The sequence below is a fragment of the Myceligenerans crystallogenes genome (assembly GCF_039529775.1).
Lineage (GTDB): Bacteria > Actinomycetota > Actinomycetes > Actinomycetales > Cellulomonadaceae > Myceligenerans > Myceligenerans crystallogenes.
Window position 1 is genome coordinate 225,601 of the sequence record NZ_BAAANL010000005.1, and the last position, 26,602, is coordinate 252,202.

Genomic DNA, 26,602 nt, shown 5'->3' on the forward strand with positions numbered 1-26,602 from the left:
ATGCCCACAGCTCCCCCCGACGACCAGCGCAAACTCCTGGAGGTCCAGGCCCTGGACACCCGCCTCCAGCAGCTCGCGCACTCCCGGCGCAACCACCCCGCGCTGGCCCGCATCCAGGAGCTCGAAGGGCAGATCAAGGACCTGAACGGCTCGCTCGTCGAATCGCGCACCGCGGTCGCGGATCTGCGCCGGGAGCTGACCAAGGCGGAGACCGACGTGGAACAGGTGCGGTCCCGGTCCGCGCGCGATCAGCAGCGGCTCGACACCGGGTCGGTCGGGGCGAAGGACGCGGTGGCGCTCACCGACGAGATCGCCTCCCTCGCCACGCGCCAGGCCGTGCTGGAGGAGGTCGAGCTCGACGTCATGGAGCGGCTCGAGGCGCACGAGGAGGCCCTGGCCAAGGTCACGGCCGCGCACGACACGCTCGTCGCGGACCGCGACGCCGCGATCGCGGACCGGGACACCGCCTGGGCCGGCCTCGACGCCGACGCGAAGAACGTCACCGCGGAGCGCGCCGTCCTGGCCGGCGAGCTGGACGCCGGCCTGGTCGCGATGTACGAGCGCATCCGCGCCCACTCCGGCGGCATGGCCGCCGCTCCCCTGCGCGAGGGCCGCTGCGAGGGCTGCCGTCTCGAGCTCCCGCCGGGCGACCTCGCCGCCGCGCGGGCCGCGGCTCCCGAGCAGGTCGTCACGTGCGAGGAGTGCGGCCGGATCCTCGTGCGGAACGCCTGATGGCGGCCGCACCCGACCCCACGCAGGCCGCCCCGGGTTATGACACCCACATGCGGCGTCCGCCCGGCTCCGTCAGCCGGTTCGACGGCGCGCTGCCGCTGACCGCCGTCCTGGTGCGGCACGGCGTCACGCCGATGACGGAGGCCGGCGCCTACTCGGGTTCCGACGTGCCCGGCCCCGCGCTGTCGGCGCGCGGGCGGGGACAGGCGGCGGAGGCGGCCGACGCCGTGTTCCGGATCGGACGGGACGTGCGCGGGCTGTGGCCGGACGTGCCGCAGCCGAGCGCCGTCGTCGCCTCGCCGATGGTGCGCACGCAGGAGACGGCGGCGGCCGTCGGACGCCGGCTCGGGCTGCCCGTGACGCAGGACGAGCAGTTCGCCGAGTGCCGGTTCGGCGACTGGGAGGGCCTGACCGCCGCGCAGATCGAGGCGGGCTGGCCCGGGGAGCTGCACCTGTGGCACAGCACCGGCACGTTCGTGCCGCCGCGCGGGGAGTCGTACGCGCAGGTCGGCGCGCGGGTCTGGGACGGGATGCAGGAGCTCGTCTCCGGCGGGGTGGGGCGCACCGTCGTCGTCGTCGGGCATGCGGCGCAGATCCGCACCGCCGTCGGGCAGGCGATGGGAGCTCCCGCGTCGCACTGGTCGCGGATCCGGATCCCCCCGGCCAGCCTGTCGGTGCTGCGGTTGTGGGCCGACGGCGCCTCCGAGGTGACGACGGTCGGTTTCCCGACGGACAGCTGACCCACGGTCGCTGACCTCGGGAAACGACCGTCATCACGCCGGACGGCCGCCCTTTGCGCGCGAAGCGTTTAGGGCAGTCGCGTGGATAACGTTTTCGGGGCAGGCTTCGTGCTACATGGCCCTCCCGAACACGGGCCAGGGCATCGCACCGGCCATCCTCCTTCCCGCCGGTGCGATGCCCTGGTCCGTCCTTGGGCGGGCCAGGAACCGAACCCTCGACGAGGAGGACGAAATGAAGCATCGCACCGCGCCGTCACGGCGTCGGGCAGCCCTGACGGCCGGAGTCGCCGGCGTCGTCGCCCTGGCGACCACGCTTGCCGGCGGGGTCGCGTTGTCCACGACCGCTCAGGCCGCGGAGAGCACCCTGGGGGCCGCGGCCGCCCAGTCCGGCCGGTACTTCGGTACCGCCATCTCCGCGAGCAGGATGTCTGACTCGACCTACATCAACATCGCGAACCGTGAGTTCAACATGATCACGGCCGAGAACGAGATGAAGATGGACGCCACCGAGCCCTCCCAGGGCCAGTTCAACTTCACCAACGGCGACCGCATCCTCAACTGGGCCCTGCAGAACGGCAAGCAGGTCCGCGGCCACGCCCTGGCGTGGCACTCCCAGCAGCCCGGCTGGATGCAGAACATGTCGGGCTCGACGCTCCGCCAGGCGATGATCAACCACATCAACGGCGTCGCCGGCCACTACAAGGGCAAGATCCACTCCTGGGACGTCGTGAACGAGGCCTACGCCGACTCCGGCGGCGGCCGCCGCGACTCGAACCTGCAGCGCACGGGCAACGACTGGATCGAGGTCGCGTTCCGCACGGCCCGCGCCGCCGACCCGGGCGCCAAGCTCTGCTACAACGACTACAACACGGACAACTGGACCTGGGCGAAGACCCAGGGCGTCTACAACATGGTCAAGGACTTCAAGGCGCGCGGCGTGCCCATCGACTGCGTCGGCTTCCAGTCCCACTTCAACTCGGGCAGCCCGTACCCGAGCAACTACCGCACCACGCTGCAGAACTTCGCCGACCTGGGCGTGGACGTGCAGATCACCGAGCTCGACATCGAGGGCTCGGGCACCACGCAGGCCGAGACGTACCGCAAGGTCGTCCAGGACTGCCTCGCCGTGACGCGCTGCAACGGCATCACGGTGTGGGGCGTGCGTGACACGGACTCGTGGCGCGCCTCCGGCACGCCGCTGCTGTTCGACGGCAACGGCAACAAGAAGGCCGCCTACACGGCGACCCTCGAGGCCCTGAACGCGGGCAGCACCAGCACGCCGTCGCCCACGCCGACGACGCCGAGCCCGACGCCGACGACGCCGTCCGCGAGCCCGACGGCGAGCCCCACGACGCCGCAGCCCAGCGGTGCGTGCGCGGCCACGCTGCGGATCGTCAACAACTGGGGCAGCGGCTACCAGGCCGAGGTGTCGGTGAAGGCGAACCAGGCGATCAGCGGCTGGACGACGCAGTTCACGCTGTCCGGCTCCACCCTGTCGCAGGTCTGGAACGGGTCGCTGACCTCCTCCGGCTCGACGCACACCGTCAGGAACGTGTCGTGGAACGGGAACCTGGGCGCGGGCCAGACGGCCACGTACGGGTTCACGGCGAACGGGTCGGCGCCGTCGTCGTCGACGGTCACCTGTTCGTGACGGATCGGTAACTGCCCGTCGGTCGTCCGACGACGCCGGGTGGAGCCCCCGGCCGCAGCGCGCCTGCGGCCGGGGGCTCCGCCGCGTGCGGGCGGGCCTGCCGCGCGGTGGCCGTTCCAGCCCGTGGACGCTTCGGGCGGACGGCGCGGCCGCGGCGGTCCGCGCACGTAGGGTTTGGGTCATGACCGATACACCACGCATGAATGTCGAGTCGTTCAACCTCGACCACCGAATCGTGGCCGCCCCGTACGTGCGGCTCGCCGACCGCAAGCAGCTTCCCGCGGGCGACGTCATCGTCAAGTACGACGTGCGCTTCGCCCAGCCGAACGTCGCGCACCTGGAGATGCCGGTGGTGCACTCGCTCGAGCACCTGTTCGCGGAGAAGTCGCGCAACCACTCGGACCGCGTGCTGGACTTCTCGCCCATGGGCTGCCAGACCGGTTTCTACCTGATCCTCCAGGGCGACCCCGCCGAGGACGAGGTGCTCGGCCTCATCGAGGCGACGCTCACCGACGTCACCACCGCCGACGAGGTGCCCGCCGCCAACGAGGTGCAGTGCGGCTGGGGCGCGAACCACACGCTGGAGGGCGCCCAGGACGCCGCCCGCACGTTCCTCGCGGAGCGCGGTCGGTGGACGCAGGTCTTCGCGTGACGGCAACGACGGGGGCGGGTGTCCAGGCCGTCGTCATCGTCGCCATGGCCGACGAGGCGGCGCCGTTCCTCGAGCTCGCCGGGGTCACCGGCGGCGTCGCGCCCGGTGAGGGCATCGTGCCCGACGACGCCGCGCCGGCCGAGACCGGGGCGGGTGTCTCCCAGGCCGTCGGCGCCGCCGAGCACACGATCGTCGAGCTGGGCGGGCGCCGCGTCGCGCTCGTGCGCAGCGGGATCGGGTTCGTCAACGCGGCCGGCGCCGCGGTCGGCGCGCTGCTCACCTACGGCACGGTCCCGGTGATCAGCGCCGGGAGCGCGGGCGGGCTGGACGCGTCGGTGGCCGTCGGCGACGTCGTCGTCGGGCGGACGTACGTGAACACCGGCGCCGACGCGACCGCCTTCGGCTACCGGCTCGGGCAGGTGCCCGGGATGCCCGCCGTCTACGCGGCGGACCCGGGTCTGCTGGAGGCGGCCTCGGCCGCGGGCGCCGGACAGGACCAGAAGGTGCTGGCGGGGACCATCGGATCCTCCGAGCAGTTCGTCACCACGTCCCTGGCCGAGACCCTTCGCGTGGCGTTCGACCAGGTCCTGGCCGTGGACATGGAGTCGGCGGCGATCGCGCAGGCATGCCACAACCACGGCGCGCCGTTCGTCGCGATCCGCGGGGTCTCCGACCTGTGCGCCCCCGACGGCACGGAATTCCTCACCCACGTCGACGACGCCGCCCTCCGTTCGGCCCGCGTCGTCACGGCGGCCCTGGCCGGACTCTGATGTCTCCGCTACCCCGGCGGCCGGCCCGCCGGGGTAGCGCGCCGCGCCGATCTCCGGGACCGGCCCGAATGGGTGAGCGGGCCGGCGCCAGTCGAAATCGATAGGCGGGTCCGTGCCGACCGCGATCGATGGGCGGGTCGGCGCGCGTCGTTCGTCCTCGGTTTTGCCAGCCGCTCCTCGGCGCCGCCGCTCAGTCCTTGGCGTCGGCGTAGCTGTCGACCGTGGCGACCGTGACCGGGAAGGTGACCGGGAAGTCGCCGAAGAGGAGGCGGCCCGCCTCGGCGGCCGCGGCGCGGGTCTCGGCGGCGACCTGGGCGGCGAGGGCGGCCGGGGTGTGGATCACGACCTCGTCGTGCAGGAAGAACACCAGGTGCGGGCGGTCGGCGAAGGGCGCCGGGGCCAGCCCGGCGGCGTCGCCGGGGACCGTGCCGAGCGCCCAGAGGCGGCGGCGCAGGGACGCGATCCAGCACAGGGCCCATTCCGCGGCCGTGCCCTGGACCACGAAGTTCCGGGTGAAGCGGCCCCAGGCGCGGGTCTGCGAGCGGGCGCGGGAGGCGTCGTCGGCGCCGGCGTCCTCGTCGAACGCGCGCGACTGCGTCGCAGCCCACGCCGAACCCGGCCGCGGGGAACTGCGGCCCAGCCGCGTGGTCACCACCTCGCCGCGCTCCCCCGCGCGGGCAGCGCTCTCCACCAGGTCGATGGCCTGCGGGAACGCCTTCGCGAGCCGCGGCATCACCTGGGCCGACACGCCCGTCGTCCCGCCGTACATCGCGCCCAGCATCCCGACCTTGGCCTGCTGCCGGGTCTCGACGACCCCGGCGGCGACGATCCCGGCGTACATGTCGACGTCGCCGGCGCTCGCACCGCCGGCCCCGTTCGCCGCCGCGCCCGGGCCCGCCGCCGCGCTCGTCCCCCCGTCCGGGCCCCGGCCCGCCGCCGCCATGTGCTCGTCGCGGGCGAGGGCCGCCAGGACCCGGGGCTCGAGCTGGGCGGCGTCGGCCACGACGAACTGCCAGCCGGGATCCGCCACGACCGCGCGCCGGACGCTGTGCGGGAGCTGCAGCGCGCCCCCGCCGGTGCTCGCCCAGCGTCCCGTGACGACGCCGCCCACCACGTACTCCATGCGGAACCGCCCGGCGCGCGCCCAGGTGTCGAGCCAGCTCCACCCGTTGGCCGTGTACAGCCGGTAGAGCGACTTGTACTCCAGCAGCGGCGCGACCACGGGATGGTCCAGCTTCTCCAGCTCCCACTTGCGCAGGCTGCGCGCCCCCACCCCGGCGTACTCCATCGCCCGCAGCAGGTCCGGGTGCGAGTCCGGGTTGAGCGTCGGCGGCGCGTCCAGCGCCTCGCGGATCCGGTGCACGAGGGCCTCGAGCTTCGCGGGCCGCTCGCCGGGACGCGGCCGCGGGCCGAGCGCCTCGGTGAGGATCTCGTCGTGCACGTCGGTGCGCCACGGCAGCCCCACGTGCTGCATCTCGGCCGCCGCGAGCGCCCCCGCCGACTCCGCGGCGACCAGCAGCCGCAGCCGCGCCGGGCCGGCGCTCGACGCGATCGCGTCGAGCTGCGCGCCCAGTTCCGCGACAGGGTCGAGCCCGTCACCGTCCGGGTCCGACGACGACGGCGCGGGCTGCCCGAGGTCGAACAGCGTCGCCGGGGCGTCCGGTGGCGCGGCCCCTCCCGGCTGGGGCGGGGACACCGGCGGCAGGCCGTCCCACGGACCCGGTGGTGCCGTCGCCAGAGTGGTGTCCGCGGAGAGGTCGGAGGAGCGCAGGATCGCGTGGGCGAGCCGGAGGTCGTGGGCGCGCTCGACCCGCACGCCGTCGGACAGCAGCCGCGGGTACCAGCGGTTCGTGTCGTCCCAGGTCCAGCGGGGCGGCGTCGGCGGCCCGGCGGCGTCGGCCCGGAGATCGCCCGGTTCGGGCATGCTCGCGACGGCGGCCTGCTGGCCGCCTGCCCGGGTCAGGATCACTCGCACGAGGCCATCCTGCCCCGGGTGTCTGACATCGACGAAGGGTTCGGCGGAGGGTGAGGGCCGAGGTACGAGGCACTCGCCCGGAGCCGAGCACGAGGAGATGGCAGCGGCAGACACTGACATCGACGACGGAGACAGCGCGACGACACGACCCACTCGCCCGGAGGCGAGCACGGGGAGACGACAGCGACAGGCACTGACATCGACAACGGGTTCGGCCAACGATGCGGGCAGCAGAACGGGGCCCCCGCCGACGGCGAGGGCCCCGTGAGCGCGCGTGGCGGTGGGGCTCAGTAGCCCTGGCCGCCCTCGCCCTGGCTCTCCTCGGAGCCGAACTCCGAACCGGGCTGCTGCTCGCCGAACTGCGACTCGGAGCCCTCCGGGGACTCCTGCGAGCCGAACTGCGCGCCGCCCTCGCCCTGGCCGTAGGACTCGCCGCCCTGCTCGGGCGAGCCGAAGCCACCCTCGGTGCCCTGCTCGGGCGAGCCGAAGCCACCCTCGGACTGCGGCTCACCGTAGGACTCGCCGCCCTCCGTGCTCTGCTCGGGCGACCCGAAGCCGCCCTCCGACTGCGACTCGCCGTACGACGAGCCGGCCGGCTGGTCGGACGCGGTGTCCTGACCGTAGGTGTCGCCGCCCTCGGCGCTCTGCTGCGCACCGAAGCCGCCCTCGGACGACGTCGTCTCCGACGACCCGAAGCCACCCTCGGACTGCGGCTCACCGTAGGACTCGCCGCCCTCGGCGCCCTGCTCGGGCGATCCGAAGCCGCCCTCCGACTGGGACTCGCCGTAGGCCGAGCCCTCGGTCTGCTCCGTCTGGCCGTAGGACTCGCCGCCCTGCTCCGACGGCTCGGACGAACCGAAGCCGCCCTGCTCCGAGCCGAGCTCGGACCCGCTCTGCTGGCCGTACGGGTTCTCGGTGTTCTCCTGGCCCTCGCCGCCGAATTCGCTGGACTGGCCCTCGTACTCGTTGCTGCTCATGACAACTCCTCGCTCTTGCTGTGCCGAGGCATGCCGAGCACACCCCCCTGCCGGACCCGGGATCGAGTTTCCGCGCCCGCGCCGACCGTAGCGCGGGTGAAAAGATCGCGCCACAGATACGGCGAACTACCCCGTTGTAGGTCATCTCCGGCCTGGTCAGCGAGCTGGTGACCCCCGCAGGCCGCGCCCCGCGCCGTCGGCCCCGGGAGGTGCGCCACCCGGCCACGAGTTGCGTTCGCGGTACGCCGGGCACGACCGTGCGGGCGCGAGAAAGGGCGGCGCGGGAAGTCCCGCGCCGCCCTCCAGGGGTTTCTCGAGGTCAGGTCAGCTCTCGCCGCCCGCGCTCCCCGAGGTGCCCGCGTTCACGTCGAGCAGGCGGTACTTCTCGACGGCCTTGGCGACGACGTCGGCCGGCACCTCGCCGCGGCGCGCGAGCACCTGCAGCGTCTTGACCACCATCGACGGGCCGTCGATGAGGAAGTACCGGCGCGCGGCGGCGCGGGTGTCCGAGAAGCCGAAGCCGTCGGCACCGAGCACCGCGTAGTCGCCCGGGACCCAGGCGCGGATCTGGTCCGGCACCATGTGGTCGTAGTCGCTGGTGGCGACGAACGGCCCCGCAGCGCCCTGCAGCTTCTGCGTCACGTACGGCACGCGCGGCTCGGCGGCCGGGTCCACGAGAGCGGCGTGCTCCGCGTCCAGCGCGTCGCGGCGCAGCTCGGTCCAGCTGGTCACCGACCAGACGTCGGCGTGCACGCCCCAGTCCTCGCGCAGCAGCTGCTGCGCCTCGAGGGCCCACGGGACGCCCACACCGGACGCGAGGAGCTGAGCCTTCGGGCCCTCGGCGGCGTCGTCCGCGGTCGCGATGCGGTGGATACCGCGCCGGATGCCCTCGACGTCGACGTCCGCCGGCTCGGCCGGCTGCACCATCGGCTCGTTGTAGACCGTCAGGTAGTACATGACGTTCTGGTCGCGGCCGTCCGTGCCGATGCCGTCCTGGCCGGGCCCGTACATGCGCTCGATGCCGTCGCGCACGATGTGCCGGATCTCGTAGCCGTAGGCCGGGTCGTACTGCACGATCGCGCGGTTGGTCGCCGCGATGATCGGGCTGTGGCCGTCGGCGTGCTGCAGGCCCTCACCGGTCAGCGTGGTGCGCCCCGCCGTCGCGCCGATGATGAAACCACGCGTGAGCTGGTCGCCCGCGGCCCAGAACTGGTCGCCGGTGCGCTGGAAGCCGAACATCGAGTAGAAGATGTAGATCGGGATCAGCGGCTCGCCGTGGGTCGCGTACGACGTGCCGACCGCCTGGAACGCGGCGGCCGAACCCGCCTCGTTGATGCCCGTGTGCATGATCTGCCCGGACTCGGACTCCTTGTAGCTCAGCATGAGCTCGCGGTCCACGGCCAGGTAGTTCTGCCCCAGGGTGTTGAAGATCTTCGCGCTCGGGAAGATCGAGTCGAGGCCGAACGTGCGGGCCTCGTCGGGGATGATCGGCACGATGCGCTCGCCGAAGCCCTTGGACTTGAACAGGTCCTTGAGCATGCGGACGAACGCCATCGTCGAGGCGACCTCCTGCGTGCCCGAACCCTTGGCCAGCAGCTCGTAGGACTTGTCCTGCGGCAGCGGCAGCTGGGTCTTCGGGTTGGCCCGGCGCTCCGGCACGAACCCGCCGAGCTTGCGGCGGCGGTCCAGCATGTACTGGATCTCCGGCGCGTCCATGCCCGGGTGGTAGTACGGGGCCGCGTACGGGTTCGTGAGCTCCTCGTCCGTGATCGGGATGTTGAGCGAGTCGCGCAGCGCCTTGAGCTCGTCCGTCTTGAGCTTCTTCATCTGGTGCGTGGCGTTGCGGCCCGCGAAGCCCGAGCCCAGGCCGTAGCCCTTGACGGTGTGCGCGAGGATGATCGTCGGCTGGCCGGTGTGCGCGCGCGCCGCCGAGTAGGCCGCGTAGAGCTTGCGGTAGTCGTGGCCGCCGCGCTTGAGGTTCCAGATGTCCTCGTCGGTCATGTTCTCGACGAGGGCCTTGGTGCGCGGGTCGCGCCCGAAGAAGTGCTCGCGGATGAACGCGCCCGACTCGGCGCGGTAGGTCTGGTAGTCACCGTCCGGCGTCGCGTTCATCAGGTTGACGAGCGCGCGGTCCTTGTCGGCCTCCAGCAGGGCGTCCCACTCGCGGCCCCACACGACCTTGATGACGTTCCAGCCCGCGCCGCGGAACTGCCCCTCGAGCTCCTGGACGATCTTGCCGTTGCCGCGCACCGGACCGTCGAGGCGCTGCAGGTTGCAGTTCACCACGAACGTCAGGTTGTCCAGCTGCTGCTGCGCCGCGAGCTGGATCATGCCGCGGCTCTCCGGCTCGTCCATCTCGCCGTCGCCGAGGAACGCCCACACGTCCTGCTGGCTGGTGTCCTTGATCCCGCGGTTGTGCAGGTAGCGGTTGGTCCAGGCCTGGTAGATCGCCGACGCCGGGCCGAGGCCCATCGAGACCGTCGGGTACTCCCAGAAGTCCGGCATGAGGCGCGGGTGCGGGTACGACGGCAGGCCGCCGCCCGCGTGCGACTTCTCCTGCCGGAAGCCGTCGAGCTGCTCGGCGCTCAGCCGGCCCTCGAGGAACCCGCGGGCGTACACGCCCGGTGAGGCGTGGCCCTGGAAGTAGACCTGGTCGCCGCCGCCCTCGTGGTCCTTGCCGCGGAAGAAGTGGTTCAGGCCCACCTCGTACAGCGTCGCCACCGACGCGTACGACGAGATGTGGCCGCCCACCCCGAGGCCCTCACGCTGCGCGCGCGTCACCATGACCGCCGCGTTCCAGCGGATGAAGGAGCGGTAGCGCCGCTCCATCGCCTCGTCGCCCGGGAAGTACGGCTCCTCGTGGACGCCGATGGTGTTGACGTACGGCGTCGCCATCGTCACGGGGATGTGCACGTTGCGCTCGCGCGCCCGCCGCAGCAGGTTGAGCATGACGTACCGGGCGCGAGGGCCGCCCTTGTCGTCGATCAGTCCGTCGAACGACTCGACCCACTCGGAGGTCTCCCCCGGGTCGATGTCCGGCACAGCGCTGAGCAGACCGTTGATCAGCGGTCCGGTCTCGTCAAACGAAGCCACCAGCAACCTCTCCCTGTTTCGCCGGCGCCCCGAGGATCCGGCCCGGGCGAGCGCCTCGTCGTGACGGGCCCTGCACCCGGCGCGTCGTCCTTCGTCACGCCAGAGTCGTCGGCACGGCCTTGTCAGCCATGCTTTCTGGTCCTGCGCCCCTCCGCGAGCGACGCCGGCCGTTTCGCGGCACACGACGCTCACCCGCGCACAGGTGGTCCTGCCATTCTGACCCCTGTTGGCGTGCGCACACACCATAGAACGGTCAAGAGCGAAGTTCGGAGGGGTGATCTGCGTTACTTCGAGACGACCTCTCACGGGTACGCTCCACTCCTGAGACCGAGTCTCGCTTTACTGATACTCGGTCAGCGCCACGCGCAAGCGTGGTGCAATGCAGGTACGACCCGCGCGCCTGTGCGGCGCGCCGGGCTCCGGTGCACTACCTTTGCCACGAAAGGACGCCTGGTCACCGACGCGGCCCAGGACGAAGAGATGAAGGGAACGCAGAACCAAGTGAGCGCGGACACCCAGGGTGCGGACCGGCTCGGCTTCAAGGCCGGCCAGGTGGTGCAGGAGTTCGGCTGGGGCGACGACGTCGACGACGACGTGCGCGCCGAGATCGAGGAGATCACCGGCAGCGAACTCGAGGACGAGGACTTCGGTGACGTCACCGACGGCGTGATCCTCTGGTGGCGGGACGACGACGGGGACCTCACGGACTCCCTCGTCGATGTCACCGAGTACCTCGAGGACGGCGGGATCATCTGGATCTTCACCCCCAAGGCCGGCCGTGACGGGCACACGACCCCCGGCGAGATCCAGGACGCCGCGAACACCGCGGGCATGCAGTCGACCAACACGTTCGCCGTGGCGGACGACTGGTCGGCGACACGGCTCGTCCCGCGGGGCAAGGGCCGCTGATGGGGGGACCCGGCGACGCCGGCACCGTCGTCGGCCCCGGCGACCCCGCGCCGGACTTCACGCTGCCGGACACGCACGGCACGCCGTTCCACCTCGCCGACCTCGCGGGCGGGCCCGTGCTCGTGGTGTTCTTCCCGTTCGCCTTCTCCGGCATCTGCACGGGCGAGCTGTGCGAGCTGCGGGACAACATCGAGGACTTCGAGACCGCCGGGGTGCGGCTGCTGGCCGTGTCCACGGACCCGGTCTTCACGCTCAAGGCGTGGCAGGAGATCGAGGGCTTCGGTTTCGACCTGCTCAGCGACTTCTGGCCGCACGGCGCGGTCTCGAGGGCGTTCGGGGTGTTCGACGACGAGTCGGGCCACGCCCTGCGCGGCTCGTTCCTGATCGACGACGACGGCATCGTGCGCTGGAGCATCGTCAACCCCCGCGGCCAACGTCGGGACCTCGAGGGGTACCGCCGGGCACTCGCTGAGATCTGAGGAGGCCTCGGCAGGGAGTCTGCCGGGTCCCGGCCCTCGGGCCGGGTATCCTGACTGCGCCGTTTCCAGGGCCTGTAGCTCAGCTGGTAGAGCATTGCGTTTACACCGCAACGGTCGGGGGTTCAAGTCCCTCCGGGCCCACCCGTTTCACCCGAGAAATCACCCTCGCTCAGCCACCGCCGGCCGGCGCCGGAGCATAACCTCGGTGACGCCTGGCTCTTCCCCCCGACAAGGCTGAGGTTCCCCGATGCGCGTTGCCCACGCCCATGCCCCGCGCCGCTACGCGGCGTCCGTCGCCGCCCTCTCGCTGGTGCTGGCCGGTCTGGCGCTGTCCGTTCCCGCGTCGCGGGCGGACGCGGCCGTCGCCGCGGATCAGGGGACGACGACGTCCGCCCTGCCGCCGACCGTGAGCTCCGACCCGCTGCCCACCGTCCAGATCAACGGGGTCGTCTGGTCCCAGGTGATCGTGGGCGACACCGTCTACGTGGGCGGCAGGTTCACCTCCGCCCGCCCCGCGGGCGCACCGGCGGGCACGGCGGAGGTGCCGCGAGCCAACCTCCTGCGCTACGACCTCGCCACCGGCGAGCTGGACGCCGCCTGGGATCCGGCGACGAACGGCGAGGTGAAGGAGCTCGCCGTCTCCCCGGACGGCCGCACGGTGTACGCGGTCGGCCCGTTCACCGAGATCGACGGCGTCACGCGGTACCGCGCCGCGGCGTTCGACGTCGCCACGGGCGACCTGACCGGGTTCCGCCCGTCGGTCAACGGCCCCGTCTACTCCGTCGCGACCTCGGGCGCCGACGTGTTCCTCGGCGGCGCCTTCTCCACGGTCAACGGCGCGACGCGGGCCCGCGTGGCCGCCGTCGACGCCGCGACCGGCGCGACGACGCGGGCCTTCGAGGCCGCGGTCGGCGACCGTTCCGTCCAGGCGATCACCGCGGCGCCCGACGGCGGGTCGGTGATGATCGGGGGGAACTTCACCTCGGTGGACGGCTCCTCCACCCCGGGCTACGGCCTGGCCCGCCTCGACGCCGCGACCGGCGACCTGCTCCCGCTCCCGGTCAACGCCCGGGTCCGCAACGCGGGCGCTTCCTCGGCGATCCTCGACCTGGTCACCGACGGCGCGAACGTCTACGGCACCGGCTACCACTACGGCGGGGGCGGCACCGTCGAGGGCTCGTTCGCCGTGTCCTGGGCGACGGGGGAGCTGGTGTGGCTGGAGGACTGCCACGGCGACACCTATTCCATCGTGCCGTTCCAGGGCGTGGCCTATCAGGCGAGCCACAAGCACTACTGCGGCAACAGCGGCGGGTTCCCCGAGACCAGCCCGCGATCGTTCAAGCGGGGCACGGCCGTCACCCTCACCGTGGAGGGCACCAACACCGCCGACATCTTCGGCTACCCGGACCACCCCGGCACGCCCCGCCCCGAGTTCCTCAACTGGTACCCGGACTTCAGCGTCGGCACGTTCACCGGCCAGGACCAGGGCCCGTGGCACGTGACCGCGGGCGGCGACCACGTCGTGTTCGGCGGCGAGTTCCTCACCGTGAACGGCACGCCGCAGCAGGGCCTGGTGCGGTTCGCGGTGCGCGACCTCGCGCCGAACGAGGACGGCCCGCGTCTCGGCGGGTCCACGTTCCCGCTGACCGCGACGTCACCCGGGGCCAGCGTCGTCCGCCTGGCCTGGCCCGGCAACCACGACCGTGACGACAAGACCCTGACCTACACCGTCTACCGCGACACGTCCGGCGCATCGCCGGTCGCCGTCCTGGAGCACACCGCCAGCTTCTGGCAGGTCAAGCCGTTCGCGCTCCTCGACACGAGCGTGGCGCCCGGGGCGACGCACCGCTACGCCGTCGTCGCGCGTGACCCGTGGGGCAACCAGGCGTGGTCGCCGTGGACGGAGGTCACGGTGTCCGACGGCGCGCCGCTGCGCGAGTACGCGCGCGGCGTCCTGACCGACGGCGCCGTGAACTACTGGCGGATGGGCGGCACCGCCGCGCCAGTCGCGAACCTCGCGGGCGGGCCCGTGCTGAACGCCGGCCCCGCGCTGGCGTTCGGCAGGCCCGGCGCGCTCACCGCCGATCCGGACACGGCGGCGGCGGCAGCGGGCACGAGCACCTCGCGGGCGTGGTCCGCCGGCACGAGCAAGGCCGCGCCGCAGACGTTCAGCGTCGAGACCTGGTTCCGGGGCACCACCCCCGGCGGCAAGCTGATCGGCTACGGGAACCGCGGCGACGCGACGTCGTCCGGCGTCTACGACCGGCACCTGTACCTGGACGGCACCGGCAGGCTCGTGTTCGGCGTCCACTCCGCCACGGCCCGGACCGTCGTCTCCCCCGCGGCGGTGACGAACGGCGCCTGGCACCACGCGGTCGGCACACTCGGCGCCGACGGCCTGCGGCTCTACCTCGACGGGCAGCTCGTCGCCTCCGAGCCCTCGATCACGAGCGCCAGGGCGTACAACGGCTGGTGGCGCGTCGGCGGGGACGGCCTGACCGGGTGGTCGCCGTCGTCGCCGGCGACGAACTTCAAGGGCGACCTCGACGAGATCGCCGTCTACCCGCAGGCCCTCACCGCCGACCAGGTGGCACTGCACCACCTGGTCGGGACCACGGGATCCGGGCCGGTCGATCCGGCGCTCGGGCGTGACACCTTCAACAGGATCGTGGTGGACGGCTGGGGCGAGGCGACGACGGGCGGGGCGTGGACCCTCGGCGGCACGCTGTCGCGGTTCGACGTCGCCGGCGGGGCCGGCACGTTCGCGATGACCGGCGGCCGGACGATGAGCGCGGCGCTCGACGACGTGTCCGCCGCCGACGTCGACGTCACCGTGCGGGCGTGGGCCGACGCGACGCCGTCGGACACCTCGTTCCTGACGGTGCTGGCACGGCGGGCCGGGACGGAGGACCTCGGCGGGCGGGTGAAGATCTACGCCGACGGGCACGCCGACCTGCACGTCGCGCGCAACGGCACGCCCGTGGTCGGCGGCGTGGTCCCGGGGCTGACGTTCCGGCCCGGCGAACCGCTGCTGCTGCGCGTGCGGGCGACGGGGACGTCGCCGACGACGGTGCGGGCGAAGGTCTGGGCCGCGGGAACCGCCGAGCCCGCGGACTGGCAGGTGGTCCACACGGACACGACCGCCTCGCTCCAGGTGCCCGGCTCCGTGGGCGTGCGCCTGTACACGGGAGGGACGACCGCGACGACGTGGTCGTTCGACGACTTCCTCGCGGTGGACCCGGCGAACCCCTGAGACCCGCGGTCCCGCCCGGCCTCGCCGGCCTCGGGCGGGACCGCACCGGTACGCAAGCGCTCCCACGGCCGCCCGGGGGCGGCGACCCGTCAGGTGCCTGCCCTGGGCTGGTCGGCCGCGGCGATCTCTTGCTCCAGTTCACGCCGGAGCTTTACCACGGCGGAGCCGTCCGGGTGCAGGTCCATCGCCCCCAGGTGCTGCCTCGCCTCGAACGGGCGGCCCGCCTCCAGTGCGGCCCGCACCAGGTGCCGGCCCACCTCCGGCGTGTGCTCCCGCACCCGCCAGTGACCCACGCCCAGGCCCAGCGCCTCGACCGGCATCCCGGCGTCGCGCAGGATCGCGAGCCCGTCGGCCAGCGCGTGCCCCTCCGGGTCGCGCTCGGCCGCCGTCGTGAAGCGGCGGACCGCGCCCTCGGGATCCTCGGCCAGCGACAGCCGCCCGAGCTCGATGAGCGGGTACCAGCCGCGCGGGTTCCCGGCGATCTCCTCGGCGAGCGCCCAGACCGCGAGGTCCGCGGCCTGCTCGCGCAGCTGGGCGGCGGTGGGCTCGTCCTCGGTGTCCCGCAGGGGATCCTCCGCGTGATGCCCCTCGGCCGCGCGACGGCGCACGATCTCCGCCAGCGCGCCGAAGGCCTCGGCGTTGTTCGGGTCGTCGGCGAGCTGTGCCCGCAGTGCGTCCTCGTGGATGTCGTCTCCTCGACGTGGGGCCGACGACTCCCGCCGGATGCCGACCGTGGATGCAGAGGTGGGCCGGCGGAGCAGCCGTCGGAGCCGTTGCATCAAGACCATATGTTCGACACTACAGCGAACCGTTGGCCGGAGCGCCATAAACTTTTTCCCGGTCCATGGGGTTTCCTCCACTCACCAGGCGCCGGCCGGCCGCGGCGGGCACCGGCCGCGGGTTCCGACGGTGTCCCGAACGAATCGCCCGTTTGTGGACTCCGTACAACCGGACCCGTATTCTCGCCCTCGTGCCCGCATCACCCGAGACCGACCCCGCAAACCCCGCAGACCCCGCTGACGCCCCCGGCGCCCCGGCGGGCGGCGGCAGCACCGCCGCCCGGGAGGCGAACGGGAAGAACCTGCAGCGGGTCCGCGACGCGAGCGGCAGGCTCACGTCGGCGACGTTGCGCCGCCTGGACGAGCAGCTGTCCTGGTACCGCAATCTCGCGGCCGAGGACCGGTCCTACGTGGGCCTCGTCGCCCAGGCCGGCGTCAACGCGTTCATCTCGTGGTTCGCCGACCCGGTGAGCCCGCCGCACGGCGTCGCCGAGATGTTCTCGGCCGCTCCCCCGGAGCTCACCCGCACGATCTCCCTGCAGCAGACGCTGCAGCTGGTGCGCTGCGGGGTGGACGTGGTGGAGGAGATGTCGGACCAGATCGCGGCCCCGGACGGCAAGCGGGAGCTGCGGGAGGCGGTGCTGCGCTACTCCCGCGAGGTCGCGTTCTCCGCCGCGGAGATCTACGCACGCGCCGCGGAGGTCCGCGGCGCGTGGGACGCCCGCCTGGAGGCGCTGGTCGTGGACGCGCTCGTGCGCGGGGACGGGAACGACGCGCTGCGCAGCCGCATGTCGGCGCTGGGCTGGAGCGGCAAGGGCGGCACGCTCGTCGTCGTGGGAACCACCAACAGCGGGCTGGACGAGGTGCGCGCCGCGGAGCTGCGGCGGGCCGCGCGGCGCGCGGCCGGGGACGCCCTCGTCGGGATCCACGGCGACCGGCTGGTGCTCGTGCTCGGCGGGGAGGGCGACCTGGCCGCGGTGGCCACGGGCCTGCTCAGCCGCTTCGGGCCGGGTCCGGTGGTGATCGGCTCGGCGTCGTCGGGCCTGGACGACGCCGCCCGGTCGGCACGCTCGGCGCTGGCCGGCATGGCCGCCGCCCCCGCCTGGCCGCAGGCGCCGCGCCCCGTCCTGGCCGACGACCTGCTCCCCGAGCGGGTCCTGACGGGCGACGCCTCGGCGCGCCGCACCCTGGTGACGCAGGCCTACCAGCCGCTCGCCCAGGCGGGCGGCTCGGTGCTGGAGACGCTGTCCGCGTACCTGGGCACCGGGCGTTCCCTGGAGGCGGCCGCCCGCCGTTTGTACGTGCACCCCAACACGGTGCGGTACCGCCTGCGCAAGGTGTCGGAGATCACGGGCTGGGACCCGCTCGACGCCCGCGAGTCGTTCGTGCTGCAGGTGGCGCTCGCGCTGGGGCAGCTGGGCGAGTCCGGTGAGGAACGATCCTTGTAGGGATCCCACAACCGCCCCCGAGAAGCTTGGTACGGGTCGCGACGCCCCGGTTTGGGCCGGGCTTGGCAGAGTGGACTGGTGCTCGCCGTCGTCTGCCCTGGACAGGGCTCCCAGACCCCCGGAATGCTCGGCCCCTGGCTGGAGCTTCCCGGGGTGCCCGAACTCGTCGCCGCCGCCTCCGAGGCCGCGGACACGGATCTCGCCGCTCACGGCACGACGTCGGACGCGGACACGATCCGTGACACCGCCGTCGCCCAGCCGCTGATCGTGGCGTCGTCGCTGCTGGCCCTGCGCGTGATCCTGGACGGCCGGGACACGGCCGGGGTCGTGGACGTGACCGCGGGTCACTCCGTCGGCGAGGTCGCCGCGGCCGCCGTGGCCGGCGTGGTGTCCGACGACGGCGCCGCCGGGCTCGTGGCCGCACGGGCCCGCGCGATGGCGAAGGCCGCCGCGGCCCGGCCGTCCGGGATGAGCGCGGTCGTGGGCGGGCAGCCCGAGGAGGTGCTCGCCGCGATCGAGGCCGCCGGGCTGTGGCCCGCGAACGTGAACAGCGCCGCCCAGGTGGTCGCCGCGGGCGCCCTGGAGAACCTCGCGAAGCTGGCCGACAACCCGCCGCCCGGCGCCCGGGTGATCCCGCTCCAGGTGGCCGGCGCGTTCCACACGCCGTTCATGGACGCGGCCCGCGAGGAGTTCACGCCCGTGGCCACCGGGTTCGCCGGCAAGGACCCGGTCCTCCCGTTCCTCGCCGACCTCGACGGGGCCGCCTACACCGGCGGCGCCCACGGCCACGGGACGGCGTCGGACGTGCTGGCCAACCTGGCCGGACAGGTCACCGCCCCGGTCCGCTGGGACCTGGTCAGCGACTCGCTCGCGGCCCGCGGCGTGACCGCGCTCCTCGAGCTCGCGCCCGGCGGCGTGCTCACCGGACTCGCCAAGCGGGCCCTCAAGGGCGTAGAAACGGTGGCGGTGAAGTCGCCCGGGGACATCGACGCGGCCCGCGACCTCATCTCCCGCCACAGCGCCGCCGGCGGCGCTGCTGGTACCGAGTCCGCCGGCACGACACCCGGAGCACCACAGTGACCCTCCTGCAGCAGTCCCAGCCCACGCAGTTCTCGCGCATCCTCGCCATCGGCGCGGAGCGGGGCGAGCACGTCGTCACCAACGACGACATCGCGGGGCCCATCGACTCGTCCGACGAATGGATCCGCCAGCGCACCGGCATCGTGACCCGCCGCCGCGCGGGCGCGGACCGCGACGTGCTCGACCTGTCCGAGGCCGCGGCCCGCAAGGCGCTCGACGCCGCGGGCCTGACCGGCGCGGACATCGACGCGATCATCGTCTCGACGATCACGCACATGCACATGACGCCGTCGGCCGCCTCGATCCTCGCCGACCGGCTCGGCGCGACGCCGGCCGCCGCGTTCGACGTGTCGGCCGCGTGCGCCGGGTACGCCTACGGGATCGGCCAGGCCGACGGGCTCGTGCGGTCCGGGCTGGCCCGGAACGTGCTCGTGATCGGCGCGGAGAAGCTGTCGGAGATCATCGACCCGACGGACCGGTCCATCTCGTTCCTGCTGGGCGACGGCGCGGGCGCCGCGATCGTCGGGCCCTCGGACACGCCGGGCATCGGCCCGACCGTGTGGGGCTCCGACGGCTCGAAGCACACCGCGATCCGCCAGACCCACTCGTGGCAGGAATGGCGCGAGGACCCGTCGCTCGGCTGGCCCACACTGCGCCAGGACGGCCCCACGGTGTTCAAGTGGGCGTCGTTCCAGATGGCGCCCGTCGCCGCCAAGGCGATGGCCGAGGCCGGGGTCTCCCCCGAGGAGATCCAGGTGTTCGTGCCGCACCAGGCGAACATGCGGATCATCGACCAGATGATCAAGCAGCTCAAGCTTCCGGAGTCGGTGGTGGTCGCCCGGGACATCGCCGAGACGGGCAACACGTCCGCCGCCTCCATCCCCCTCGCGGCCGCCCAGCTGCTCGAATCCGGCCAGGCGAAGTCCGGTGACGTCGCCCTGCAGATCGGGTTCGGGGCCGGACTCGTGTACGCCGCGCAGGTCGTCATCCTGCCGTAACCTTCGCTTCGTACTCCTCAGCCCCGGGCTCCCGGGGAACGAGTGGTCACCACCCCCCGGGAGCACAACTCCCACCGACAAGAAAAGGAAGTCCCATGGCCAACACTGAGCAGGAGATCCTCGAGGGTCTCGCCGAGATCGTCGCCGAGGAGACCGGTCTCGACAAGACCGCCGTCGCGCTGGAGAAGTCCTTCACCGACGACCTCGACATCGACTCGCTCTCGATGATGACCATCGTCACGCACGCCGAGGACAAGTTCGACGTCCGCATCCCGGACGAAGAGGTCAAGAACCTCGCGACCGTCGGCGACGCCGTGAGCTACATCAAGGGCGCCCAGGGCTGAGGCCCTTCACCGGTACCTGGCCGACGGCGGTCCGGGGTCCCTTCCGCACGGAAGCCGCCCCGGTCCGCCGTCGGACACCTTTACGCGACAGCACCACCGCACCACCGACCAGGAGAGAGACCTCATGACCTCCGGACGCGAAGTCGTCGTCACCGGCCTCGGCGCCACCACCCCGCTCGGCGGGGACGTGACCTCCACCTGGGAGGCCGCGCTCGCCGGGACGTCCGGCGCACGGACCATGGACAACGACTGGTCCGAGCGCTACGAGATCCCCGTGACCTTCGCCGCCACCATCAAGGTGAAGCCGGAGGAGGTCCTCAAGAAGCCCGAGCTCAACCGCATGGACCCGTCCGCGCAGTACGCGATCATCGCGACGCGCGAGGCCTGGGCGGACGCCGGCAGCCCCGAGGTCGAGGGCGAACGGCTCGGCACGGTGGTGTCCTCCGGCATCGGCGGGGTGTGGACGCTGCTCGACGGCTGGGACACCCTGCGCGAGCGCGGCGCGCGCCGCATGCTCCCGATGACGGTCCCGATGCTCATGCCCAACTCCCCCACCGCCTACGTCTCCCTCGAGCTGGGCGCCAAGGCCGGGGCGCACGCGCTCGTGTCGGCGTGCGCGTCGGGCGCCGAGGCCATCGGCTACGGGGTCGAGATGATCCGGTCGGGCCGGGCCGACGTCGTCGTCGCGGGCGGCACCGAGGCCACCATCCACCCGATGCCGATCGCCGCGTTCTGCGCGTCGCGCACGCTCTCGCTGCGCAACGACGACCCCGAGGGCGCCTCGCGGCCGTACGACGTCGACCGCGACGGGTTCGTGATCGGCGAGGGCGCGGCCGTGGTGGTGCTGGAGAGCGCCGAGCACGCGGCGGCCCGCGGCGCGCGGGTGTACGCGAGGATCGGCGGCGTGGGGCTGTCGTCCGACGCCTACCACATCACCTCGCCCGACCCCGAGGGCAAGGGGCAGGTCACCGCGATGCGCGCGGCGCTGCAGGACTCCGGGGCCTCCGGGTCCGACGTCGTGCACATCAACGCGCACGCCACGTCCACCAAGGTGGGCGACCTGACGGAGACCGCATCGATCCGGGCGCTGCTGGGCGGCGAGGCCGACCACGTGCAGCTCTCGGCGACGAAGTCGATGACCGGGCACCTGCTGGGCGGGGCCGGGGCGCTCGAGACGGTGTTCACGGTCAAGGCCGTGGCGGAGCGGCTGGCGCCGCCCACGATCAACGTGGTGACACCGGATCCGGAGCTGCAGGTGCCGCTGGTGCGGGACGAGCCGGCGAAGCTGCCCGGCGGGGACATCGCGGCGCTGAACAACTCCTTCGGGTTCGGCGGGCACAACGTCGCCCTGCTGGTGCAGAACGCCTGAGACCGAACGACCGAAAGCCCGCCGGGTGGTTTCACCGGGCGGGCTTTCGCCGTTTCCTAGCCGACGTCATGGAGCCAGCGGACCGGTGCACCGGCGCCGGCGTGGCGGAAGGGTTCCAGCTCGTCGTCCCAGGCCGTGCCGAGGGCGAGGGCGAGAGCTTCGCGGGTGGCCCGGGGGTCCGCCTCGGCGAGGGCCGAGCGGATGCGGTCCTCCGGGATCACGATGTTGCCGTGGACGTCCGTGACGGCATGGAAGATGCCGAGGTCGGGGGTGTGCGACCACCGGGCGCCGTCGGCACCCGCGCTCGGATCCTCCGTGACCTCGTACCTGAGGTGGTCCCAGCCGCGCAGGGCGGACGCGAGTGCTGCGCCCGTCCCCTGCGGCCCCTGCCACGAGTATTCAGTTCTGTACAGCCCGCGCCCCGCGGGTTGAGGCGTCCAGTCCATCGAGAGATCCAGGTCCAGGACGCCGCCTGCCTGCCACTCGATGTGCGGACACAGGGCACGGGGCGCAGCATGCACGAACAACACGCCACGGGTGATTCCACCGGCCATGTCTTCCTCCCTGGTCGAGGCACGTCTTCCCCTACGTCCTCACCGGGCGGTGACGTTGTGGCCGAGGCTTGGTGCGCGGCGTCCGTCCGTACTACTCCGTCCGCAGCCCATCCTGCACGACTCCCCGGCCCCGTGCACGCGAAGTAGCGTGTTTACGGCGAGAAATTTCACCAATCGAGCAACTTCAGGGCCCAGATTACCTGTTTAACGGACTTACTGGACGGGTGTCCAAGTCCGAAGAGGGGTGAACTTGGGCGGAAGCGGACGGCGTCGTCGCTCCCGCGCTGACCGAGGCGTCAGAGGCCGGCGCGCAGCTCGCGCATGGCCTCCTTGCGGGCCTCGCGTTCCAGGCGGTCGAGGTAGAGCTTGCCGTCCAGGTGGTCGCACTCGTGCTGGAGGCAGCGGGCCATCAGGCCCTCGCCGGAGACCTCGACCTCGTTGCCGTCCAGGTCCGTGCCGACCACGCGGGCGAAGTTCGCCCGGACCGTGGGGTACCAGAGGCGGGGCACGGAGAGGCAGCCCTCGCCGCCGTCCTGCGTCTCGTCACCGAGCTCCACGACGCGCGGGTTGAGCACGTAGCCGATGTCCCCCTCGATGTTCCAGGAGAACGCCCGCAGACCGACGCCGATCTGGTTCGCGGCCAGGCCGGCGCGGCCCTCGTGGTCGACCGTCTCGAGAAGGTCGGCCACGAGGCCGCGCACCCGCTCGTCGATCGCGGTGATCGGGTCGCAGGGGGTCCGCAGGACGGGGTCGGGCATCACCCGGATCTCACGCATCGCCATGGTCGGAATTCTTCCATGCGACCGTCGGTCGCCACATAACAACCGGCCCCACGACCTTCCGGTTGCGAACCCTTGATCGATATCTAGGCTAGCCGTGTGGACATCCAAGCGTTAACTTCTCCATTCTTCTCATACCTTGTCGGACTCCTTCAGACGGATGGCAGCCATGAGGGCGACCTGACTCACAAGGGGCGACTGCAGATCGAACTCGCCGAGTGCGACCGCGGGCTGCTCGACGAGATCGCGACAGCACTGCCGTGGAACGCTTCCGTGACCACCCGCGCCAGGGCCACGAACTTCTCGCAGGGCGAGTATCGGACGGCAACACTGAGGTTCTACGCCCAGGAGGCACGCAGCTTCTTCCATGAAGCCGGCGTACCCATCGGCCGGAAGTCCACGATCGCCGCTCCTCCGCGGCACGACTTCTCCGCCCCGGACTACGTCCGCGGCCTCCTCGACGGTGACGGGTCCCTTGGATTCACCGGCAAGGGCTACCCCTTCGTGAGTTTCACGACGGCCAGCCCGGCACTCGCGGACTACCTTTGCTCGATCATCCGTGCGGTATGCGACGTCGAACGGGCCGCTCGCCCGAACACCCGCGACGGAGTCCGGAACATCATGGTGACGAGCGTGGCAGCCAAGAAACTGGCGACCTGGGCGTACCACGACGGCTCGCTCGCCCTGGAGCGCAAGCGGCGCAAGGCTGCGGCCATCGCCGCCTGGACCCCGCCGTCCACCCGATACGGCGTCAAGAAGCGTGCATGGACCCCGGAACAGGACGCCGTCGTCCTCGCCAACCCACCCGCGGTCGCGGCCGCGCTGCTTAACCGCTCAGGCAAATCGATCGACGCCCGCCGCTGGCGCCTGAAGAATGCGGGCGCCGGCGCAGCACCCTGACCTCTGGGCGGCACACGTCGTCGGACCGTGCGAGCCGACGGCGTGTGCCGCGTACCGCACGGTAGGTGGCCGGGCGGCGGACACACCACCGAATTATCGGCCGTTCCGGGTAGGATCCTCCTCGCGGCACCTGCACTCCGCGCAGGTGAGCGCGGTGCCGCAGGCCCCGTTAGCTCAGTCGGTCAGAGCAGCGGACTCATAATCCGTCGGTCCTGGGTTCAAGCCCCAGACGGGGCACCGCGAGGCCCGGAATCCTGCGGATCCCGGGCCTCATGGTTTCCGTTGTGTGGTCCCGACCCAGCGGGAACCCAGCGCGTCCGGCTGGTGACCGGCAGGCCTCAGCACCCGCCGCAGTTGTAGTAGAGGATGTCCCAGTGGTTGCCCTCGTCGGTGTAGAGGTTCCCGGCGCCGGAGCGGTACTGGTAGCCCCACCCGGAGACGTACCCGACGTAGGTGAAGTTGTTCTTGATGTAGTTGCCCACGCACGTGTACTTCGAGATGTCGACCTTGTAGCCGTTCCAGTGGCTGTACGTCCCGCTCGAGTGGCCGGTCTCGGTGCCGCCCGTGATGTTGACGGCGCAGCCGCTGGACCGCTTGAGCGTCTTGATGCCGTCGATCGTGGTCTGCCGGATCTGCTCGAACGAGGTGCAGGTCGAGTTGTAGCGGTTGCTGCAGTTGCCGCTGGACGACCAGGTGATACCCGCGGCGCTGAGCTGCGCCGTGGCCTGGGCGTGCGTCAGGAACGTCGCCGCCGTGGCCGGCGGGGCGGCGGTGAAGGAGAAGACGGCGGCTGCCGTGACGATCATCGTGATCACGCGTCGGAGCGTTCGGGACATGGTGCCTCCAGACTCGAGACGAACAGGGCGGCAAGACCCTAGCGGCTGCGGCGAAGCCGCAGGTAGGGCGGTACGGCGACGGTTCGGCGAACTCTTGTCGTCGGCTCGGACGGGGCAACGCTGCCCGCGTCGCCCGGCGGGGTCACCCCCACGGCACGGCCCGGCGGCCGGTACCTACCGCAGCGGGATCTCCAGACCGTGCTCCTCGGGCGGGCGCGGACCGGTGATCCGGCGTTCGGACCCGGCGATCGCGACGTCGTTGATGCTCGCCTCCCGGCGGGACATGAGGCCCTGGTCCGTGAACTCCCACTGCTCGTTGCCGTAGCTGCGCCACCACTGGCCGGCGGCGTCGTGCCACTCGTACTGGAACCGGACCGCGATGCGGTTCTCGTGGAACGCCCACAGGCTCTTGCGCAGCGCGTAGTCGAGCTCGCGCTCCCACTTCCTCGTGAGAAAGGCGACGATCTCGGCGCGGCCGTGGAGGAACTCGCTGCGGTTCCGCCAGACCGAGTCGGGGGTGTAGGCGAGGGCGACCCGCTGCGGGTCGCGGGTGTTCCAGGCGTCCTCGGCGGCCTGGACCTTCTGGCGCGCGGTCTCGGCGGTGAACGGGGGCAAGGGCGGCCGGGTCTCGGGCATCGCATATCACCTTCCTGGTCGGGAGAACGTACGTTCTCCCCGGTAGGGTAACCTATGCCGGGAACGTTTATCCATGTCAGAGGTGGTTTTGGTGGCTAGCATGCTCACTGCGGAACAGAAGATCCAGGACCGCCGGGTGCTGCTGGACGTGGCCGAGCGGCTCATCTACGCCAGGGGCGTCCACGAGGTCTCGATGGACGAGATCCGCGACGTGTCGGGCAGGTCGCTGAAGCGGATCTACGCGAACTTCCCCACCAAGGAGGCCCTGGTCGTGGCCATGCTCCGGCGGCGCGACCAGCGCTGGCGCAGCAGCCTGGCACAGCACGTCGAGAGCGTCGACGGAACCGCCCGGCGGGTCGACGCGATCTTCGAGTGGCTCCGCGGCTGGTTCTCCGAACCCGGGTTCCGGGGGTGCGCATGGATCAACATCCACGGCGAGCTCGGGTCGAGCTCCGCGGCGATCCTCGAGGAGGTCCGCTCGCACAAGGCCGCGTTCCGCAAGCAGGTCACCACCTGGGCGGCGGCCGGCGGGCCCGCCGTCGCGGAGGGAATCTTCCTGCTCGCCGAGGGCGCGATCGTGGCCGCCGCCATCAACAGCGACCCGGGCGCCGCCGACACGGCGAGGGAAGCGGCGGAACGCCTGCTCGCGGGGTCCCTGCCAGGCGCTTCATGAACGCCGCCCGACCCCGGAACCGCTGAGCCGCGAGGGCCGGTCGCGTGCGCTCTGCTACCGGTAGGCGTCCGAGGCGTCTTCGAGGGTCAGCGCGCGATCCCGCGCGACGCCCGCACGATCCGCCGCCCGCAGCAGGCGCCGGACCTGGGCGCTCGTGCGCGGCCGGGGCTTGGGGTCCTTGCCGCAGCCGCACCCGTCGCGGCCGTCGTACCGCAGTCCGGCGGCCAGAACCGCCTCGACCGCCCGCCACCGCCGGGCGTCCCTCCGTGGCGGCACGGCCAGATCGGGCCCGGCATCGACCATCGTTCCCCGGCATGAAGGACAGACGACGCCGGTGCGCCCCCACCACGACTTCACGCTCCGGCGGCACGGCACGCAGACGTAGTGCACCCGGGGCCTGATCTCCGCATACCAGCACATGACCTGCAGCGTAGCCATCCATCCCTGGCTGACGTCCAAGATTCCCTGGAGATCCGAGCGCCGTGCGCGCCCTGCCCGCCCTGTGCGCTCGGTACACGGGGCGCCTCAGCTGATTCCCAGGAACATCAGGGAATTGCCGATTCCGTAGAGGGCAACCGCCACGACGATGCCCTTCGCCATGACCTCGACGCCGGTCTTGTTCTGAGCCAGACGGACGATCGCCCAGATGCCCGAGACGATCCAGACAACCCACGGACCCGCGACCATCGTCCAGATTCCCAGGTTGATCAGCGTCCCGTTGCAGGTGTCGGCACTGCAACCGCCGGCGGCTGAGACGGAGAAGAACCCCCAGAAGCTGGCGAGCGCACAGGCGACCGGCGCAAGGATGATCAGAACGATCGTCAGGTCCCGGTCGGTCCTGCCCGCGGGAGAGCGCTTCAGCGGCTGGACAGCGGGCGGACCGGGAACGGATCCTTCGGCGGGAGGCTGCATCGAGGACATCGGCCGTTACCTGTTTCGAGAGTCGGATGCACGGCGTCGAGCCGGCTCGTGACG

At 72.1% G+C, this 26,602-nt stretch carries 25 protein-coding genes and 2 tRNA genes; 17 read left to right on the top strand and 10 right to left on the bottom strand.

Annotated elements, in window-relative coordinates; all coding sequences use genetic code 11:
• The 5 genes from ABD208_RS13505 (at position 1) to mtnN (ending at position 4,545) form a co-directional block, all read left to right on the top strand.
• Positions 1-732, top strand: coding sequence for a zinc ribbon domain-containing protein (locus ABD208_RS13505; protein WP_344103701.1), 732 nt, complete (start codon positions 1-3; stop codon positions 730-732).
• A complete protein-coding gene (locus ABD208_RS13510; protein ID WP_344103703.1) occupies positions 732-1,472 on the top strand; it encodes a histidine phosphatase family protein in 741 nt (246 codons plus the stop codon). The genes ABD208_RS13505 and ABD208_RS13510 overlap by 1 nt, the downstream gene beginning before the upstream one ends.
• 232 nt (positions 1,473-1,704) lie before the next feature.
• Positions 1,705-3,123 carry a glycoside hydrolase family 10 protein gene (locus ABD208_RS13515; protein ID WP_344103706.1) on the top strand — a complete coding sequence of 473 codons (1,419 nt, stop codon included), beginning with the start codon at positions 1,705-1,707 and terminating at the stop codon, positions 3,121-3,123.
• Between the two features lie 181 nt (positions 3,124-3,304).
• The gene (locus tag ABD208_RS13520) at positions 3,305-3,775 is read left to right on the top strand and encodes an S-ribosylhomocysteine lyase (RefSeq protein ID WP_344103709.1); all 471 of its coding nucleotides are present in this window, start codon (positions 3,305-3,307) and stop codon (positions 3,773-3,775) included.
• Entirely contained in the window at positions 3,772-4,545 is a 774-nt protein-coding gene (mtnN, locus tag ABD208_RS13525) for a 5'-methylthioadenosine/S-adenosylhomocysteine nucleosidase (protein ID WP_344103711.1), read from the top strand. The genes ABD208_RS13520 and mtnN overlap by 4 nt, the downstream gene beginning before the upstream one ends.
• Before the next feature lie 190 nt (positions 4,546-4,735).
• Here the strand turns inward: mtnN and ABD208_RS13530 are convergent, their stop codons facing one another.
• The 3 genes from ABD208_RS13530 to aceE all read right to left on the bottom strand — a co-directional run bounded on the left by ABD208_RS13530 (position 4,736) and on the right by aceE (position 10,590).
• Positions 4,736-6,469 carry a bifunctional 3'-5' exonuclease/DNA polymerase gene (locus tag ABD208_RS13530; protein ID WP_344104154.1) on the bottom strand — a complete coding sequence of 578 codons (1,734 nt, stop codon included), beginning with the start codon at positions 6,467-6,469 and terminating at the stop codon, positions 4,736-4,738.
• A gap of 338 nt (positions 6,470-6,807) precedes the next feature.
• Positions 6,808-7,497, bottom strand: coding sequence for a hypothetical protein (locus tag ABD208_RS13535; RefSeq protein WP_344103713.1), 690 nt, complete (start codon positions 7,495-7,497; stop codon positions 6,808-6,810).
• 324 nt (positions 7,498-7,821) lie between these two features.
• Entirely contained in the window at positions 7,822-10,590 is a 2,769-nt protein-coding gene (aceE, locus tag ABD208_RS13540) for a pyruvate dehydrogenase (acetyl-transferring), homodimeric type (RefSeq protein ID WP_344103715.1), read from the bottom strand.
• Between the two features lie 480 nt (positions 10,591-11,070).
• On the opposite strand from aceE, the gene ABD208_RS13545 reads away from it, so the two are divergent.
• The 4 genes from ABD208_RS13545 to ABD208_RS13560 all read left to right on the top strand — a co-directional run bounded on the left by ABD208_RS13545 (position 11,071) and on the right by ABD208_RS13560 (position 15,231).
• Positions 11,071-11,499: a DUF3052 domain-containing protein gene (locus ABD208_RS13545; protein ID WP_344103717.1), complete on the top strand. Its 429-nt coding sequence runs from the start codon at positions 11,071-11,073 to the stop codon at positions 11,497-11,499.
• Positions 11,499-11,978 (top strand): peroxiredoxin, encoded by a 480-nt coding sequence (locus ABD208_RS13550; protein WP_344103719.1) that lies wholly within the window; start codon positions 11,499-11,501, stop codon positions 11,976-11,978. The genes ABD208_RS13545 and ABD208_RS13550 overlap by 1 nt, the downstream gene beginning before the upstream one ends.
• A 68-nt stretch (positions 11,979-12,046) precedes the next feature.
• Positions 12,047-12,119 (top strand) — tRNA-Val (locus tag ABD208_RS13555).
• Positions 12,120-12,225: 106 nt separating this feature from the next.
• Positions 12,226-15,231, top strand: coding sequence for a LamG domain-containing protein (locus ABD208_RS13560; RefSeq protein ID WP_344103721.1), 3,006 nt, complete (start codon positions 12,226-12,228; stop codon positions 15,229-15,231).
• Positions 15,232-15,320: 89 nt separating this feature from the next.
• On the opposite strand, the gene ABD208_RS13565 is transcribed toward ABD208_RS13560, so the two are convergent.
• Positions 15,321-16,010, bottom strand: coding sequence for a hypothetical protein (locus ABD208_RS13565; RefSeq protein ID WP_425561111.1), 690 nt, complete (start codon positions 16,008-16,010; stop codon positions 15,321-15,323).
• Positions 16,011-16,201: 191 nt separating this feature from the next.
• Here ABD208_RS13565 and ABD208_RS13570 point away from each other — a divergent pair, with 191 nt between their 5' ends.
• The 5 genes from ABD208_RS13570 (at position 16,202) to ABD208_RS13590 (ending at position 21,249) form a co-directional block, all read left to right on the top strand.
• Positions 16,202-17,458 carry a PucR family transcriptional regulator gene (locus tag ABD208_RS13570; RefSeq protein ID WP_425561112.1) on the top strand — a complete coding sequence of 419 codons (1,257 nt, stop codon included), beginning with the start codon at positions 16,202-16,204 and terminating at the stop codon, positions 17,456-17,458.
• 78 nt (positions 17,459-17,536) lie between these two features.
• On the top strand, positions 17,537-18,538 hold the full coding sequence (locus tag ABD208_RS13575; protein WP_344103726.1) for an ACP S-malonyltransferase: 1,002 nt from the start codon (positions 17,537-17,539) through the stop codon (positions 18,536-18,538).
• On the top strand, positions 18,535-19,536 hold the full coding sequence (locus ABD208_RS13580; RefSeq protein WP_344103728.1) for a beta-ketoacyl-ACP synthase III: 1,002 nt from the start codon (positions 18,535-18,537) through the stop codon (positions 19,534-19,536). Before ABD208_RS13575 ends, ABD208_RS13580 begins: the two co-directional genes overlap by 4 nt.
• Positions 19,537-19,631: 95 nt before the next feature.
• The gene (locus tag ABD208_RS13585) at positions 19,632-19,880 is read left to right on the top strand and encodes an acyl carrier protein (RefSeq protein WP_344103730.1); all 249 of its coding nucleotides are present in this window, start codon (positions 19,632-19,634) and stop codon (positions 19,878-19,880) included.
• Positions 19,881-20,004: 124 nt separating this feature from the next.
• Entirely contained in the window at positions 20,005-21,249 is a 1,245-nt protein-coding gene (locus ABD208_RS13590; RefSeq protein WP_344103732.1) for a beta-ketoacyl-[acyl-carrier-protein] synthase family protein, read from the top strand.
• Between the two features lie 56 nt (positions 21,250-21,305).
• Here ABD208_RS13590 and ABD208_RS13595 read toward each other — a convergent pair whose 3' ends face one another.
• Together ABD208_RS13595 and def are read right to left on the bottom strand one after the other, a co-directional pair.
• Positions 21,306-21,803 carry a DUF3145 domain-containing protein gene (locus ABD208_RS13595; protein ID WP_344103735.1) on the bottom strand — a complete coding sequence of 166 codons (498 nt, stop codon included), beginning with the start codon at positions 21,801-21,803 and terminating at the stop codon, positions 21,306-21,308.
• 296 nt (positions 21,804-22,099) lie between these two features.
• Positions 22,100-22,585, bottom strand: coding sequence for a peptide deformylase (gene def / locus ABD208_RS13600; RefSeq protein WP_344103737.1), 486 nt, complete (start codon positions 22,583-22,585; stop codon positions 22,100-22,102).
• Between the two features lie 96 nt (positions 22,586-22,681).
• Here def and ABD208_RS13605 point away from each other — a divergent pair, with 96 nt between their 5' ends.
• Entirely contained in the window at positions 22,682-23,482 is an 801-nt protein-coding gene (locus ABD208_RS13605; protein ID WP_344103739.1) for a hypothetical protein, read from the top strand.
• 163 nt (positions 23,483-23,645) lie between these two features.
• A tRNA-Ile gene (locus ABD208_RS13610) sits at positions 23,646-23,719 on the top strand.
• Positions 23,720-23,820: 101 nt separating this feature from the next.
• On the opposite strand, the gene ABD208_RS13615 is transcribed toward ABD208_RS13610, so the two are convergent.
• Both ABD208_RS13615 and ABD208_RS13620 read right to left on the bottom strand, forming a co-directional pair.
• The gene (locus ABD208_RS13615) at positions 23,821-24,288 is read right to left on the bottom strand and encodes a hypothetical protein (RefSeq protein ID WP_344104158.1); all 468 of its coding nucleotides are present in this window, start codon (positions 24,286-24,288) and stop codon (positions 23,821-23,823) included.
• Positions 24,289-24,492: 204 nt separating this feature from the next.
• Positions 24,493-24,954 (bottom strand): nuclear transport factor 2 family protein, encoded by a 462-nt coding sequence (locus ABD208_RS13620; RefSeq protein WP_344103741.1) that lies wholly within the window; start codon positions 24,952-24,954, stop codon positions 24,493-24,495.
• A 100-nt stretch (positions 24,955-25,054) separates the two neighbouring features.
• Between ABD208_RS13620 and ABD208_RS13625 the strand changes: the two genes are divergently transcribed.
• Entirely contained in the window at positions 25,055-25,627 is a 573-nt protein-coding gene (locus tag ABD208_RS13625; RefSeq protein ID WP_344103743.1) for a TetR/AcrR family transcriptional regulator, read from the top strand.
• Positions 25,628-25,681: 54 nt separating this feature from the next.
• Here the strand turns inward: ABD208_RS13625 and ABD208_RS13630 are convergent, their stop codons facing one another.
• On the bottom strand, positions 25,682-25,930 hold the full coding sequence (locus tag ABD208_RS13630; RefSeq protein WP_344103745.1) for a hypothetical protein: 249 nt from the start codon (positions 25,928-25,930) through the stop codon (positions 25,682-25,684).
• Positions 25,931-26,152: 222 nt separating this feature from the next.
• On the bottom strand, positions 26,153-26,548 hold the full coding sequence (locus ABD208_RS13635) for a hypothetical protein (RefSeq protein WP_344103747.1): 396 nt from the start codon (positions 26,546-26,548) through the stop codon (positions 26,153-26,155).
• Between the last annotated feature and the right edge of the window lie 54 nt (positions 26,549-26,602).

Bases quoted from the DNA above. Each gene is read 5' to 3' on its own strand.
- ABD208_RS13505 (WP_344103701.1), top strand. From the start codon at position 1: ATGCCCACAGCTCCCCCCGACGACCAGCGCAAACTCCTGGAGGTCCAG.
- ABD208_RS13510 (WP_344103703.1), top strand. From the start codon at position 732: ATGGCGGCCGCACCCGACCCCACGCAGGCCGCCCCGGGTTATGACACC.
- ABD208_RS13515 (WP_344103706.1), top strand. From the start codon at position 1,705: ATGAAGCATCGCACCGCGCCGTCACGGCGTCGGGCAGCCCTGACGGCC.
- ABD208_RS13520 (WP_344103709.1), top strand. From the start codon at position 3,305: ATGACCGATACACCACGCATGAATGTCGAGTCGTTCAACCTCGACCAC.
- ABD208_RS13530 (WP_344104154.1), bottom strand. From the start codon at position 6,469: ATGCCCGAACCGGGCGATCTCCGGGCCGACGCCGCCGGGCCGCCGACG.
- ABD208_RS13535 (WP_344103713.1), bottom strand. From the start codon at position 7,497: ATGAGCAGCAACGAGTACGAGGGCCAGTCCAGCGAATTCGGCGGCGAG.
- ABD208_RS13545 (WP_344103717.1), top strand. From the start codon at position 11,071: ATGAAGGGAACGCAGAACCAAGTGAGCGCGGACACCCAGGGTGCGGAC.
- ABD208_RS13550 (WP_344103719.1), top strand. From the start codon at position 11,499: ATGGGGGGACCCGGCGACGCCGGCACCGTCGTCGGCCCCGGCGACCCC.
- ABD208_RS13560 (WP_344103721.1), top strand. From the start codon at position 12,226: ATGCGCGTTGCCCACGCCCATGCCCCGCGCCGCTACGCGGCGTCCGTC.
- ABD208_RS13565 (WP_425561111.1), bottom strand. From the start codon at position 16,010: ATGCAACGGCTCCGACGGCTGCTCCGCCGGCCCACCTCTGCATCCACG.
- ABD208_RS13585 (WP_344103730.1), top strand. From the start codon at position 19,632: ATGGCCAACACTGAGCAGGAGATCCTCGAGGGTCTCGCCGAGATCGTC.
- ABD208_RS13590 (WP_344103732.1), top strand. From the start codon at position 20,005: ATGACCTCCGGACGCGAAGTCGTCGTCACCGGCCTCGGCGCCACCACC.
- ABD208_RS13595 (WP_344103735.1), bottom strand. From the start codon at position 21,803: ATGGCCGGTGGAATCACCCGTGGCGTGTTGTTCGTGCATGCTGCGCCC.
- def (WP_344103737.1), bottom strand. From the start codon at position 22,585: ATGGCGATGCGTGAGATCCGGGTGATGCCCGACCCCGTCCTGCGGACC.
- ABD208_RS13615 (WP_344104158.1), bottom strand. From the start codon at position 24,288: ATGATCGTCACGGCAGCCGCCGTCTTCTCCTTCACCGCCGCCCCGCCG.
- ABD208_RS13620 (WP_344103741.1), bottom strand. From the start codon at position 24,954: ATGCCCGAGACCCGGCCGCCCTTGCCCCCGTTCACCGCCGAGACCGCG.
- ABD208_RS13625 (WP_344103743.1), top strand. From the start codon at position 25,055: ATGCTCACTGCGGAACAGAAGATCCAGGACCGCCGGGTGCTGCTGGAC.
- ABD208_RS13630 (WP_344103745.1), bottom strand. From the start codon at position 25,930: ATGGTCGATGCCGGGCCCGATCTGGCCGTGCCGCCACGGAGGGACGCC.
- ABD208_RS13635 (WP_344103747.1), bottom strand. From the start codon at position 26,548: ATGTCCTCGATGCAGCCTCCCGCCGAAGGATCCGTTCCCGGTCCGCCC.